The organism is Candidatus Woesearchaeota archaeon, from assembly GCA_016192995.1.
Lineage (GTDB): Archaea > Nanobdellota > Nanobdellia > Woesearchaeales > DSVV01 > JACPTB01.
Map to the genome: position 1 here is coordinate 44,759 of JACPTB010000009.1, position 14,790 is coordinate 59,548.

Below are 14,790 nucleotides of genomic sequence, written 5' to 3' on the forward strand. Positions count from 1 at the left end.
GGTAGCATATGCCAATACCACAAGCTCAACGTAGATCAAGAACTGATGATTCTCAAAGAAGTGAAACTCCAGATAATTGGCAGCAACAACTTCTAAGAAGACAAGCACAAGCAGAAGAAGCAGGTGCAAGAGCACAAAGAGACAGTGCTGCATCTCAAAAAAGGCTGGCAGATGAAGAAGCTGAAGCATTAAAACAAAATAAACCGAGTAAATGGCAGAAACTCAAAGAAGCCATGACTAAACAAAGAAAATGGTTTTGGCAAAAAGATAATAAACCACAGCCGCCAATCATTGGTCAGAAAAAAACAACGCGAGGGTTGCTGTACTTTACTTATGCTCTTGCAATAAGTTATTATTTCATGTTCTACGTAACGGGAAACAGTACAACATTATATGTTAAATTAGGGGTTAATTTTATTTTAGGATTATTTGTCGTGTTAACAGCATCTGATCTTGAAAAAAGAAATATGCACCAATGGTTTGGAGCTATTATTCTTGTTGAAATTATTCTCCCGGTTGTTTATAATTTAAGCGGAGATATAAGAAATATCGATTGGATTACAAAGTATATTATTAATCCATACTTATTCCCATTATGGATGTTCTATGTTATATTTAATCGTGATCAAAACAGCGACCAACCAACAAATTTTGGCACGATATTAATCATATTCTGGATAATATTGTTGTTTTTTGGTATTACAAGCATAGCGCAAGCTAAAACAGGAATTGGGAGCTTAAAAGCTGGAGTAAGCCAGACTGCGCAGGGTGAACAATTAAAAGCTACTGCGGCTGTATATGGCGAAGGTCTTGGGGGAGTATTTGGTTTTTTCAAAGCATTCTGGAACAGTATTACTGACTTCAGCTACAAAATGACAGTTCGTTGGCAAAACACGTTATCCTATGCCACAGGTGAACAATATTCAGGTGAACAACAAAAGAGTGGCTCATCAGAACCTGTTGGCATCCATATTAAAAACATGAAACCTGGCGCTGATCTTTTTAGGAAAAATGAGCATTTGTTTGTAACAGCTGCTTTAAGCGCAAATAAACTCACCATGCCATCTGGAGAGGTGTTAGTACAATGTTATGAGGGGAAAAAAGACGCTTCTTTTGAAAAAGGAACAACAAAAGAAGGGAAAGAGATTATAGATTACGGCCTGGTAAAACTGCAAACGCAAAAACCAGCTCCTGAGCGGTTAACCAAGGATTTTCCTGAGGAAAAAGACCGACTTGCGTACTATAAGTTGATAGAAGGAGATGAAAAAGAAATCAAATGCAGATTTCCAGAAGGACTCGCTAAATTCAACAAAGCAAGTGGCAGCCAGCAAACATTTACCGTGAATTTTGAAGCATTTTTTCCTTATGAAACAACAAGTGAAAAAGTAATTTATTTCATTGATCGCGACAGATTTTTAAGTTATCGTGATGAAACAGGAGAAGCACGGTTAGAAAAATTGAAAGACGACACTGGTATTGACAGTTTTGATACAAAAGCAGTTTATTCTCCTGGTCCTATAGAACTTGGACAGCCTGATAAATCCCTGATTCCCATTCATGAGGCAACTGATGAAGAAGATGCTACTTTTTTTACTGTCGCAGGAACATTGAGCAATAATCAATTTGGGTGGGACGGAAAGTTAAAAAAAATAACCAACATCAAAATTGCAATTCCTAAAGGGACTTCTTTGATTGAGACGGGCACGGGAACTATACCAAAAACTGCATTGCCAAGTGGAGAATCAACAGTAAAATCAGAAGATCTTGGTGAAGCTACAATCTATGAATGTTCTCATCTTTTCAAGAAGAATGATCAAAATGCAGATGAATGCCCTGAGGAAGAGTTCACCGCAAAAGGAGGAGTGTATAGAAGTTGCAGCTACCAATATGAAAATGATGGTGATATTAAAGAGTGTATAAAAGACGACTGCAAAAAATTAACAACTGAGTATAATGTGTACAACCTGCGTGCTGAATTATATACAGATACCCTAGTTGATATAAAAGATTTTGTAACATTTAGTTGCTCAGCAAAAGTTGATAAAATCAGTGACGTGCTTGAAGAAAGCAAAACAGTAACAAAAAAGAAAATAATTATTAAAGCGCAATATTGGTATGAAATAAGTGAGTCAACACAAGTAGCAGTAAAACAACCTCAAACACCAGGTATGAATGTTGTTGACACTACTATTGAAAAAACAAAGAAACCAGGCCCAAGCATGGAAGTTGAACATAAAGTTGAAACTGCTCAAAATGTGAAAGTGGAATGAAAAAACAACTAAAATTCAATGTAATAATTCTTCTCATTTTAGTAAGTATAAGTTTAATAGGCTGCAATAAAGGTAAGCAAGACATTAAAACAATCAAGGATTTTCAAACAGGCACTGAAGGATTAAGTTTTGAAATATTTAATATTCCAGAAGAAATTTATGATAATAGCCAGTCGCAGCCAGCAGTAACGGTATGGAATAAAGGCGCTTATGATTTAAAAGACGGCAGATTAATGATCAGCACAGGAAAGGATGATTTTTGTTTATTTATGGATGATAAAGGTTGTGCTGATGCTTTATTTGAAAAATTAGAAATCAAGGGAAAATCAGTCTTTAATCCGATTGGTGATTTTCAGATTTTTGAATTTGGCATTAAACCAAAACAGCTGAAAAAAACTGAAGAAGAACGCACTGAACCGGTTGTTTTCAAAACATGCTATGAATACGAAACTGAATTAAAAGAAGATATTTGCATTGATCCGTCATTAGGTGCCATGACTTCAATAGAAAAAGCGTGTGAAGTAAAAGATATTGATGCTTCTGACCAAGGGAGTCCAATTGCAATAAAAAAGATAGAAACAAAATTTCATAAGTCAACAAACGATTATGTTGTTCCAGAATTTATCATAACAATAAGAAACGAAGGCAACGGTGAAGTAATAAGAAAAGAAAAAACAAGTGATGTTTGTTCAAGCAATAAACTTAATCCGAAGGATTGGAACACGATTACTTTAGAAGAAATTAAGGTTATGAACGATCGTTTCAGATATATTTTAGGAACAGGTGGAAAAAGTATGGGCGGCAATAACATTAAATGCATTCCAAACAATCAAAAGGGTATTCGTTTAAAAGATAAAGAAATTACCTTAAATTGCTTTGTTGATCCGCCAGGAATACATAAGAATGAAGGTGCATTTATGACACAAATTGCGATAAAGCTTCGGTATGGGTATACTTATACTGAGACAAAGAAAATAAAAATTATCAATCCAGATGTAGTAAAATAAAAAAGATAAAAGAACATGAAAAAAATATATTTCCTATGGGTTGGTATTATTTTAATAATACTAACAGGATGTAATAGACAGAGCCCTCAAGCTAATTATGATTTCAGAACTGGAAATGAAGGATTAGGATTAAGCTTAATGAGTATTGACGATCGGGACCTCTACTTAGAAGGGGATTATTTGCGACTAGCAGTGAATGTGCAGAACAAAGGCAGCTACAATTTCCCATTAGGGAAATTGTATATTTCAGGATACGATAAAAATGCCATATTTTTTGCTGCTGCAACGCAAGAAATTCCTCCTTTGGAAGGAAAAACGCCAAATAATCCTGAAGGTGAGATAAAGACATTAACGTTTGAAGAAGAACGACCTTTAAAAGTTCCTTATGGCACTGAATATGCGCCTGTTGTTCAGGCAACTGCCTGCTATGAATACCAAACACGAGCATTTTCAACAGCATGTATTATTCCAGACACTAAAACGTTAACACAAGGAAAAGCGCGATGCAAGCCGGAAATAACGCATTTAAAAAATCAAGGCGCACCGATTGCAGTAACAAGTGTCGAACAAAGGATAAGCCAGAACTATATGCAGTTTATTGTAACGGTTGAAAATAGAGGGAAAGGATTAGTAATCAATACAAATAATATAGCTGACTGCCCTTTTAACTTAGATCATACTAAAACAAACATTGTTCATATTGACATGGCTATTTCAGGATTAGGGGAAGCAATATGTCAAAATGAGAATAGTATTACTTTATACGAAAACAAGGGAACAGCAATTTGCAAATTTATTACTAGACCAGGTCCTGAGTATTATGAAACTCCTTTAATCATTGATCTTAACTATGGTTATGCAAATAGTATTAAGAAACAAGTTAAGATAGTGAATCCGTTTTATGAAGGATCAAACAAGGAGAAATAGTATTGAGAACTTTGTCCGAAAAGTATATAAACCAGTATGGACAATAGAAAAAACAGAAAAAGGAGGCAAATATATGAAACTGAGAATGCCGCTGATAGTTATTATCATAAGTGTAATAGTTATTCTTACAGGATGCAGTGGTGGTGGAAAAGGTCCTTCTAAAGTGCAACCTGTCTATTTTGGTGGAAGTCAAGGATTAGTTGGTGTATTTGAAGATATTGGAGCAGTAGCTAAGAGTGGTGTTCCAGAAGTATGGGAAGACCAATCATTTCCTATTTCAATTCTGTTATTGAACAAAGGAGAGTTCATGGTAGAACCTGGCACCGTTAATATGAAAATCAAAGGAATTGCCTCAACAGATTTTACTGGGATTACCTTTGACATGACCAATCAGCAAAGAATAGACAAAGTTTCAGAATATTTTCCAACAGGGGGCGAAGAACAGCTCTTCTTTGGAAATGCCCAATACAAAGGAGTTGTAGGAACATTTTTTGATGCTAATGTATTCGTAGAATATACTTATTTGTATGGGACTAATATCGCAGTTCCGCAAGTGTGCTTAAAAGGAGATATTCGTGATAAGAGATTTTGTGAAATAGACGGTCAAAAAGCTGCATTTGCTTCAGGAGGTCCAATTCAAATTGGTGCTGCTGTTGAAAGATCAGCTGGTAAAGGCCGTGTAATAGTGGAAATTCCTGTAAGAAATGCAGGAGTAGGAAAAGCTAAAGTTGATGATCCGGGAATAGATTTTAACCCCATCTATGATGAAGTAGAAATTGTTGAAGTTACTCAAGGATGGGAGTGCGAAGCGCGAGGCAACACTAATGTGATCAGAATTGCAGCTGCACCAAGCAAACAGCAAACAGTATTAAGATGTAAATTTGGATTTGACAGTCCAATTCCACCTAAAGATGTATTTCTTCAGCAGCTTGATGTTAAACTTAAATATGTCTACCAAGATGCTGTAGCGCAAACAGTAAGAATTCGAGAAAATCCTGAATTGAAATAAAATTCAATTTTACAAAATTGAATTTTATTTCAAACTACAAAGAGTGAAATGAGCTAACAAAGCTTCTAATTGCAAATATTCATCACTGCCTTCAGTCATTCTGAATTCAATTTCTCCGCATTTATCAATCAGTTCAACTTTTTTCCTGTCAGAAATGGGCAACTCCCAAACAGCTTTTTCAATTTGCTTGATAATATCAATGCCGCTTAAACCATATTTTAACATAGTATCTAATAGTTTATTGCGAGCTTCTACAAACTTATTTTTTACGGCAAGAGTTAAAATTTCAAGCACTTCTTTTGGATCAGCTACTGACGCTAAAGAATACACTAATGCAAGAGTAAGGTGTTTCTCAACTGCGCAGCAGCTTTGAAGAATATTTTCCATTTTTCTGCAGTCGCCATGAGTAATTTCATACAATGCTTTTTTAGCTTCATCAGCAATAGTAAAACCTTCTTTTACTGCTATATGATCAATAATAGTAAAAACATCTTCTTGCATTAATGGCCTAAATCTGAATACCGTGCATCTGCTTTGGATAGGATCTATAATTTTAGATGAATAATTATTAGAAAGAATAAATCGCGTTGTCTGTGAATAATTTTCCATAGTCCTTCGCAATGCTTGCTGCGCTTCTTTAGTCAGAGCATCGCTTTCATCAAGAAAAATTATTTTAAAAGGTACATTGCCAATGGCTTTTGTCCGCGCAAAGTCTTTTACTTTCGTCCGAACAACGTCAATGCCTCTTTCATCTGACGCATTAAGCTCAAGAAAATTATTACGCCAATGTTCGCCATATAATTCTTTTGCAATAACTAAGGCAAGCGTGCTTTTTCCTGTGCCTGCTGGCCCAGAAAACATCAAGTGTGGCATATTTTTTTGCTGGACAAATGCCTTTATTTTATCAACAATATAATGTTGACCTTTAAGCTCAGCAAAACGAGAAGGTCGATATTTCTCTATCCAAATAGTATTTTCCATAGTAAAACGAAAAAAGAAACAGTTTAAATAAATTGTTATTTACGGTACGTAATAAGTCTGGGGTTTTAGTGCCTATATTGTGAAGCTCTTCTTAAGTTCACTTTGGAGATTTTTCGGAGTGCCAGAGAGAAAAATCCAATTGATGTGAACTTCAAAAGCTGAACCGGCATTAAAACCATAGAAGACTTATTACGTACTATTTACGATCTTAAATAATGTCTTCTTCTGCTATAACCATAAAGTCCCCTACTGCGATAACAGCGCTAAAAGGGATAAGAATATTATTGTTTTTATCTTTTTCAAGTTCAAGTTTTTCAGTATATGACGTTGGATTAACAAGAACAAGATGAATAAGTTCACCTGAACGTGTTTCAAAAACTAAATCACCTACTTCGCCGAAACGCTTGCCTGTTTTAGATACAACTGTTTTTCCTAATAATTGTTTTGAGAATCGTCTGTCTTCGTCAGCCATAAGATCTACCTCGTAATCATACTTAAAAACAGTGTGATTTATGTCGTATTTAAATCTTTCGTTTGAAGCGTTTTGATTTTTTCTGCCATAAAAACCTCATCATAACATCTGATTCTATATTCACAACCATTACATTTAGCCTTATTGTTACAATAACTTGGTAATGAATTTTCAGAAATAAGAGCATGTATTTTAGCCACTAAACGTTCAATATCATATTTAAGAAAAGGGTTTAAAGAAATATTCTCTTTTACATTGAGCTGGGGAAAATAAACAGTGCCATAACCGCTGGGATAACCGGCATCTTGGAGAAGCATAATATACGCAGCTACTTGGATATGGTGCCCTTGATATAAAATAGGTGCATGGCTGAATTTTAATTCTATAGGGACTGCTAAATCAGGAGTTTGCAATAAAACATCTATTTTGCCTTTTAACTGAAGTTGTTTTGAAGCGAGATAGACCTCAGTTCTAAATCGAGGGTTAAAGGTATCCCAAAGCGCTTGCCCGTAACAATGGTGTTGATGAATATTTTCTTCGATAAGATCAGTGAAAAATGATACTTGCATAGTGAGTATTTCGACAAGTTCCTGGTGAAGCTTAACTTCATCAAGAGCTTGCGCTTTACTATCAACAGCATATCTTTTGAGAATAGTATCCAGAAGGTTATAATAATGAGCTCGTAGTAAATCCTTGATAACAGTAGTCTCCTGTATTTGAAGAACAAGTTCCTGGAGAGCATTAACAATATACTGAAAAAAAGTATGTTTAATAGCGCCAATAAGAAGCTCGGGTTTTGAGGGCTTTTCTAAAAACAATGCTTTCTCAAGAAATAACTTTCGAGGGCAATATACATACGTGAGTAAAGAGGTGACATCAAGCATAATGAAGAGAAAACACATAATCTTTATAAAGTAAATCAAAAACAATCTCCCCATGAATGTCGATGAAAAATTACAATTAATCAAACAAGTAGGAGAAGAGATTGTTACTGAGGAAGAATTGAAAAATCTCTTACAAACTAAAACCCATCCTGTTGCATATGATGGTTTTGAGCCTTCAGGAGTTCCCCATATTGCGCAAGGCATTCTCAGAGCAATTAATGTGAATAAAATGATTAAAGCTGGAATTAAATTCAAAATGTATGCTGCTGATTGGCATGGTTGGACTAATTTAAAATTTGGTGGAGATTTAGAGAAAATCCAAAAAGCTGGAGATTTTCTCATTGAAATATGGAAAGCATGCGGCATGGATGTTGAGAAAGTTGAATTCATACGGGCAGTAGATATTGTTGATGATCAAGAATATTGGAAGAAGGTAGTCCGTATTGCGCAGCATGCAACAGTAAATAGAATAGTTCGTTGTGGCCAAATAATGGGAAGAAAAGAAGCTGAAGTTCAGCAAGCTTCGCAGATAATCTATCCTTGTATGCAAGCTGCTGATATTTTCGAATTGGAAGCTGATATTACTCAATTAGGTATGGATCAACGTAAAGTAAATATACTGGCAAGAGAACTTGGACCAAAATTAGGATTCTGGAAACCAGTAGTAGTGAGCCATCATATGCTTCTTGGATTAGGTGAACCAGTAAGTAAAGAAAAGGACCCCATTGAACGTGCAATAGATATGAAAATGTCAAAATCAAAGCCAGACACCGCTATTTTTATGCTTGATTCAGAAGAAGATATTAAGCGTAAAATAAGCAAAGCATACTGTCCGGTAAAACAAGTCGATGAAAACCCTGTATTGGAATATTGCAAGTACCTTGTCTTTGAAAAGTTCAAAACAATGCATATTGAAAGACCAGCAAAGTTTGGTGGGAGTATTGAATTTGAAAGCTATAATAAGTTAGAATCCGCATTCAGCGCAGGCACAATTCATCCTTTGGACTTAAAAAATGCAACCACTCATTACATTAATGACATGATTGCGCCTGTGCGAGAAAAAGTGCAGAAAAACGCAAAACTCCATAAGTTACATGATGAAATTAATAGTTACTCTACAGAGAAACATATATAAACCAAATAATCTATTAAACAAGTATGAATCTTAAAGCATTACAAGAAACAATGTTAAAAGAAGGAATTGACGGTATTTTTCTAGGAAACATTAACCATAAAGATTCGCATCTTTACTACCTTACCCATATTGAAGCAGAATATACTTTTCTCATCATCACACCGGATAAAACACCAACAATATACGCTTCTTCATTAGAATACGAAAAAACGAAAAATGAAGCAATAATAAAAAACGTGAAGATGCTAACAAAACATCCCTTTAAAATACTTCAAGAAGAGATTAAAAAAAACAGGTACAAGAAAATAGGCATTAACAAAGGAGTTCTCACTATTAACGAATTTGATTCGTTAAAAAAAATGATAAAAGACGTGGAATGGGTTGATATCAACAAAACTATCTACCAAATAAGAGAGCAAAAAACATCGTGTGAAATTAAAGCTATTAAAAAAGCTTGCAGTATCGGCGATAAGATATTTACTGAGTTGATAAAAAATTTCAAGAAGTGTAAAACTGAGCTTGATGTTGCAAATTTCATTGAGCAAAAAGCAAAACACTATGGCTGCACCATCTCATTCCCGGTGATTGTTGGTTCTGGAGAAAATGGAGCAATGCCTCATTACACACCAAAAAATGTTACGTTGAACAAAGGATTTTGTGTTCTTGATTTTGGCGTAAGATATCAAGGATACTGCTCAGACATGACACGAACAATATATATTGGAAAACCATCAGAACAAGAACGCAGGCATTATCAATTAGTGCTAGAAGCAATTTATGAGTCAAGAAAGATAATAAAAATAGGACTTCAAGTTAAAAAAACAGATGAACTAATAAGAAAAAAGTTTGGTAAGCTAAATAAATTTTATATTCATTCACTTGGTCATGGCCTTGGCACCGAAGTGCATGAGCCGCCAGGCATTTCATATAAAAGTAAAGAAGAGTTCAAAAATAATATGGTTTTCACCATCGAGCCTGGAATTTACTTTCCAGGAAAGTATGGGATTAGAATAGAGGATGACTATGTCTTAGAAAATAATAGATTAAAACAACTAACTTCTTCAACAGACGATTTAATTATTATTAATTAAATCATTTTCAAAACATTTAAAAACAATGAATACTCTCTTAACAACATGGAGACATCAGCAAAAAATGAACTTGAGAGTGTCATGTATTCTTATACCATTAATGCGCACAAAGTGGAAGCAGAGAATAAGCTATTGAAAGAAACAGTTTCTCAATTACAGCATGAATTAAATAAACTGCGCCAGCCTGCATTAATGGTATGTGAAGTAACTGAAGTTTCAAGTAAGGATACTGCAATTATTAAAACCCCTAATGGAAATAAATTCTTAGTTCATATTGCTGCTGACTGCGAACCATTAAAAGCTGGCGATCATGTATTAACTGAGCAAAAAAATTTAAGTATTATGAACAGGATTCATAACACCAAGCGCTTCAATGTGGAAAAATTTGTTATTATTGAAAAGCCGCAAACAAAATGGGAAGAAGTGGGTGGATTAACCGAACAAATTAATGAAATTAAAGAAGTTATTGAATTGCCTTTAACTTCGCCAAAATTATTTGAAAAGGTAGGCATCCAGCCGCCAAAAGGGATTTTGTTATATGGTCCTCCAGGAACAGGAAAAACCTTGCTTGCTAAAGCAGTTGCTGCTTCAACAAGATCAACCTTTATTGAAATTGTAGGTTCTGAATTAGTGCAGAAGTTTATTGGAGAAGGAGCAAAACTAGTCAAAGAAATATTTGAGCTTGCGCGAAACAAAGCACCATCGATTGTATTCATTGATGAAATAGACTCTTTAGCTTCCCGAAGAATTGAAATTGGTACTTCAGGAGAAAGGGAAGTGCAAAGAACATTCATGCAATTGCTCGCAGAACTCGATGGTTTTAAAAACCTTGACAATGTTAAAATTATTGGTTGTACTAATAGAATAGATATTCTTGATCCTGCAATCATCAGGCCGGGAAGACTTGACCGATTAATTAAAGTAGATAATCCTAATAATGATGGTAAAAAACAGATTTTCAAAATTCATACTTCTAAAATGAGTTTAGATAAAAAAGTGAAAATTGAGGAAATAATTCAAAAGATGACTGAGTTTAGTGGTGCGGAAATCAAAGCTGTATGTACTGAAGCAGGTTACTTTGCAATCCGCGCCAACAGAATAAAGATTATGCACAAAGATTTTCTAGAAGCTATTGAAAAAGTCAAGCGTAAAGAAGCAGAAGACGAGACCTACATTAAGATGTTTGGATAGAGGGTACGTAATAAGTCTGGGGTTTTAGTGCCTATATTGTGAAGCTCTTTTTAGTCAACATCGGGGATTTTTCGGAGTGCCAGAGAGAAAAATCCAATCAAAACTACACTTCAAAAGCTGAACCGGCACTAAAACCATAGAAGACTTATTACGTACAATAGAGGGGCTGCGTAGAAATCCTACTCTATTTCCTTATAATCTTCACAATTCCTTTATCTGTATCTAATACAACCATATCTCCATCTTTTAACATCTTAGTTGCATATTTTGTACCAATTAAGCAAGGTTTATGCAACTCTCTGGCAACAATAGATGCATGACAAGTAATGCCTCCTTCATCAGTGATAATGGCTTTAGCTTTCTCCATGAGAGGAGCAAAATCTGGCGTAGTCATTGAGGTAACGAGAATAGCATTTTTTTCCATCTTGTTAAATTCAAGCACTCCTCGAATAATCTTAACTCTGCCTTTTACTTTTCCAGGAAAGGCACAAATTCCTTTTAATACCACATTTTTACTGCCATGTTTCTCTCTTATTTCAAAATTATTGTGCGTTATATCTATTTTTCCTTTATCAAATTTCATCTGCCAGGCATTTTTCTGTCTTTGTTTTATTCTTTCTTTATCAGCTTTCTTATTATTCTTCAGCAAATCTAAAATCTCTTGGTAGGTTAAACATACTAAGTCTTCTCGATTGATACCAAACTTCTTGCTTATTATTTCAAATAAATTAAGAATATTATAACCAACTTTGGTATATACATCTAATCGATAGGTCCTAAAATAAGCAAGCTCTTTTGCAAGCCAGATTTTAGTTTCATCTCTTTTCAATATATTGTATTTGGTTATTATTTTTTTAGTTTTTTGTTTATTGAAGTGATAGAATTGATCTAATTCCTCTATGTTCTCATCAATATCAATAGTACCTAATTGTTTAATTCTATCTTTGATCGTTTTTTCAGTCCATAACTGTCCACTCCATTTAGTATATGACAACCATTGATATTGTCTGAGATGATTTTGTATGTTTTTACGGTCAGGATTCTTTGCAATTTTATAAAGATGTAATAATTCATCAGATCCTTCGGTTGGTTTGGAAGATGATGTGAATAACTCAAAGTAATCATAGTTGTTAGTTTTGATATTTTCTTTAATAATCTTTTTTATCTCATCCTGAACAATATTTTCAACGAGAATAGGAAGATACATTGCAGGAGCAAACTCAAGGCATTTATTGCTGAAGGTTAAAAACAGTCCGAACATATTATTCTTTAGTTGTTTTGATTTCATCTGCTTAATTTCATTAGAAAATTCAATCAATTCCTGTGCTTTTTTATAAAAAATATTAAAAAATATTTGCAGAAATTCAAAATTTGTTTCCTTTAATTTCTTATCTAATAAGTTCTTAGCGATTTCTACTTCCTTTTGATCATAGTAATTAGAATAATCTATAATAAGATACTTATTTAATCCAATAGCAATCCCTAAGGCATCTTTAAAATAGTTTGTTTGAATACCGTTATAAAAATAAGAACTAATCAAAATACTCTGTCCTTTTCGTTCAACTACTTTGAGCCAGGTCATAAATCATTAATATGCGTTCAGATATATAATTTTTATTCTATTGCAACGTCTCTATGAAGATGCTATGTGCACGAATTAGTAGGATTTCTACGCAGTTGATAGATGAAGAAATAAAAAGTACGTGCTCATAAGTTACTTCCGTTCATCATCCTAGCGTCAGCTGGTGTTCACGAAGTCATTGCACGCAATACAAAGTAACATAATGATGTTTATAAAAGTTATGTCAATATTCCTTAAAAAAATAAAGAATTACCACCAACTGAATATTTTTCCCAAAAGATAAATGATAAATAAAATAAAGAGTACTACTATGACATCTATGCCGTTATTATCTCTTTTTTCTCTTGAGCCCATTGATTTCAACCCATATTTTGTTTAACTCTCTTTGAGTATTTATTTGTGCTTTTAATTACTATTACTAAGTGATATTCTAATTTCATACTAATTGCTCCCGCAACAAATCCTCAACCTTCTGCCGTCTTCTAATCAAAGTAACTTTTCCTTTATCAATCATTACTTCAGCAGGTAAAGGTCGTGAATTATAATTGCTTGCCATGCTAAACCCATATGCGCCAGCATCTTTAATCGCAAGAATATCACCTTCACGCACTTCAGATAACATTCTATCCTTACCAAATATGTCGCCAGATTCACAAATATTCCCTACAACAGTATATTTCTTCTTTTTTCGAGAAGAAGAACCATTAACAATCTCATGATAGCTGCCATACATTGTTGACCGCACTAAATGATTAAAACCAGTATCCAAAATAACATACATTGTTGTTCCACGTTGTTTCATAACAGTAACAGTACTTAACAACGTTCCTGCTTGTGCAACAATATATCTGCCAGGCTCAAAATACATAAACAAATTTCTGCCGTACTTCTTGCAAAAATCAGAGAATAAAGAACTTATCGCACGACCAAAAACATCAACAGCAAATTCTTTTTCATCAGGTTTGTAAGGGATGGGAAATCCGCTGCCAAAATCAATAAACTCCAGATTAGGAAAATGATGAGCACAATCTAAGATATTTTTTGCACTTTTAAGAAATAAATTAATATTTTTGATATAAGTACCAGTATGTTCATGCAACCCAATAATCTTAAGGTTATATCGATTAACTATGTTATTTACAGCAGACAATTCATCGAAAGCAATACCAAACTTAGTTTCTTTATGCCCGGTCATCAAATATTTATGGCCGCCTGCTTTAACACCTGGCATAAAGCGAAGACAAACATTTTTACCAGGAAACAACGTGCCAAACCGTTCTAAACCAGACAATGAATCAATATTAAGCAAGACTTTTTTACTCATAACAAATCTTATTTCTTCATCAGTAATGCTGCTAACAGTATAAAGAATTTGCTGAGGTTTAAATCCTGCTTGCAAACCAATTTCAAGTTCAAAAGGACTGACAACATCAAGCCAAGCTCCTTCGTTACAAAGCAATTTCAATAGAGCCATATTAGTATTTGCTTTAGCTGCATATAATAATTGTTTTTTTTGCCAAGTAAGAGCATTAAACAAAGTATGATATTGTTTTCTAATAACTGCAGCATCATACACATACAAAGGACTGCCATATTTCTTAACAAGAGTGGAAATCAAAACACCAGCGAAAGTACTTTCTGCCATGATAAGTACCTAGACAACTTTTAATACAGGAAACGTTTCAGTCTGCTGCACCCCATCAATGGTTCTTATTGCTTCAACAAGATCATTGGTTTCAGACAAACCTTTTGTCCTTAATAAACAAACAATAGTTATTCTTCCTGCTAATTCATAGATTTGATCAATACCAAGCTCTTTTATTTTTTGGGAGATAGTTGCCGTAGAAACGCGAGGATCAGTAGTGATCTGAACAAAAGCGCTTGCTTCAGTAGTTAGACTAACAGTAAAATGACGGATAATCTTCTGTTTCTGCAAACGACTAACGCGATTGCGAATAGTGCCTTCACTAACATTAAGCTTCTTAGATAATTGAAGAAATGCAAGCCTCCCATTCTTTTGCAAAGCAGCTATAATTTGAGTATCTAAATCATCCATACTATAATAGCTTTAAACCAACTATATAAAGATTACGAAATAATGGCTCTGTCCCGAGAGATATGGCTTCCCATAACCTAAATAAGCTATTTCCCAATCGTTCAATGTTATAACTAAGAATTTTCCATGCTAGTTCTTTTGTTTTGTTAATTCTTTTTCTCGCTCTGACTAAAATGCCTTTATGC

At 34.2% G+C, this 14,790-nt stretch carries 12 protein-coding genes and 1 pseudogene; 7 read left to right on the plus strand and 6 right to left on the minus strand.

Features of this window, described 5'->3' with window-relative positions; translation table 11 throughout:
• The first annotated feature begins 8 nt into the window (after positions 1-8).
• The 4 genes from HYY69_07125 to HYY69_07140 are packed head-to-tail and all read left to right on the plus strand — an operon-like array spanning position 9 to position 5,213.
• A complete protein-coding gene (locus HYY69_07125) occupies positions 9-2,270 on the plus strand; it encodes a hypothetical protein (protein MBI3033221.1) in 2,262 nt (753 codons plus the stop codon).
• Positions 2,267-3,277, plus strand: coding sequence for a hypothetical protein (locus HYY69_07130; protein MBI3033222.1), 1,011 nt, complete (start codon positions 2,267-2,269; stop codon positions 3,275-3,277). The genes HYY69_07125 and HYY69_07130 overlap by 4 nt, the downstream gene beginning before the upstream one ends.
• A gap of 15 nt (positions 3,278-3,292) precedes the next feature.
• Complete coding sequence (locus tag HYY69_07135; GenBank protein ID MBI3033223.1) at positions 3,293-4,204, plus strand: hypothetical protein; 912 nt, start codon at positions 3,293-3,295, stop codon at positions 4,202-4,204.
• Complete coding sequence (locus tag HYY69_07140) at positions 4,179-5,213, plus strand: hypothetical protein (protein ID MBI3033224.1); 1,035 nt, start codon at positions 4,179-4,181, stop codon at positions 5,211-5,213. The genes HYY69_07135 and HYY69_07140 overlap by 26 nt, the downstream gene beginning before the upstream one ends.
• A gap of 24 nt (positions 5,214-5,237) precedes the next feature.
• Here the strand turns inward: HYY69_07140 and HYY69_07145 are convergent, their stop codons facing one another.
• From HYY69_07145 to cas4, 3 genes are all read right to left on the minus strand, one after another.
• A complete protein-coding gene (locus tag HYY69_07145; GenBank protein ID MBI3033225.1) occupies positions 5,238-6,194 on the minus strand; it encodes a replication factor C small subunit in 957 nt (318 codons plus the stop codon).
• A gap of 208 nt (positions 6,195-6,402) precedes the next feature.
• Positions 6,403-6,666 carry a PRC-barrel domain-containing protein gene (locus HYY69_07150; GenBank protein ID MBI3033226.1) on the minus strand — a complete coding sequence of 88 codons (264 nt, stop codon included), beginning with the start codon at positions 6,664-6,666 and terminating at the stop codon, positions 6,403-6,405.
• A 38-nt stretch (positions 6,667-6,704) separates the two neighbouring features.
• The gene (gene cas4 / locus HYY69_07155; GenBank protein ID MBI3033227.1) at positions 6,705-7,550 is read right to left on the minus strand and encodes a CRISPR-associated protein Cas4; all 846 of its coding nucleotides are present in this window, start codon (positions 7,548-7,550) and stop codon (positions 6,705-6,707) included.
• Positions 7,551-7,602: 52 nt separating this feature from the next.
• On the opposite strand from cas4, the gene HYY69_07160 reads away from it, so the two are divergent.
• Genes HYY69_07160 through HYY69_07170 form a run of 3 tightly spaced genes read left to right on the plus strand, consistent with a single transcriptional unit; the run spans position 7,603 to position 10,967 of the window.
• Positions 7,603-8,685, plus strand: a complete 1,083-nt coding sequence (locus tag HYY69_07160; protein MBI3033228.1) for a tyrosine--tRNA ligase — start codon at positions 7,603-7,605, stop codon at positions 8,683-8,685.
• A gap of 23 nt (positions 8,686-8,708) precedes the next feature.
• Positions 8,709-9,776: an aminopeptidase P family protein gene (locus tag HYY69_07165; GenBank protein MBI3033229.1), complete on the plus strand. Its 1,068-nt coding sequence runs from the start codon at positions 8,709-8,711 to the stop codon at positions 9,774-9,776.
• A 45-nt stretch (positions 9,777-9,821) separates the two neighbouring features.
• Positions 9,822-10,967: a proteasome-activating nucleotidase gene (locus HYY69_07170; protein MBI3033230.1), complete on the plus strand. Its 1,146-nt coding sequence runs from the start codon at positions 9,822-9,824 to the stop codon at positions 10,965-10,967.
• A gap of 184 nt (positions 10,968-11,151) precedes the next feature.
• Here HYY69_07170 and HYY69_07175 read toward each other — a convergent pair whose 3' ends face one another.
• From HYY69_07175 to HYY69_07185, 3 genes and pseudogenes are all read right to left on the minus strand, one after another.
• On the minus strand, positions 11,152-12,255 hold the full coding sequence (locus HYY69_07175) for a hypothetical protein (protein MBI3033231.1): 1,104 nt from the start codon (positions 12,253-12,255) through the stop codon (positions 11,152-11,154).
• 730 nt (positions 12,256-12,985) lie between these two features.
• Positions 12,986-14,194 (minus strand): diaminopimelate decarboxylase, encoded by a 1,209-nt coding sequence (gene lysA / locus HYY69_07180; protein MBI3033232.1) that lies wholly within the window; start codon positions 14,192-14,194, stop codon positions 12,986-12,988.
• Between the two features lie 9 nt (positions 14,195-14,203).
• Positions 14,204-14,605, minus strand: a pseudogene (locus HYY69_07185) (Lrp/AsnC family transcriptional regulator).
• Between the last annotated feature and the right edge of the window lie 185 nt (positions 14,606-14,790).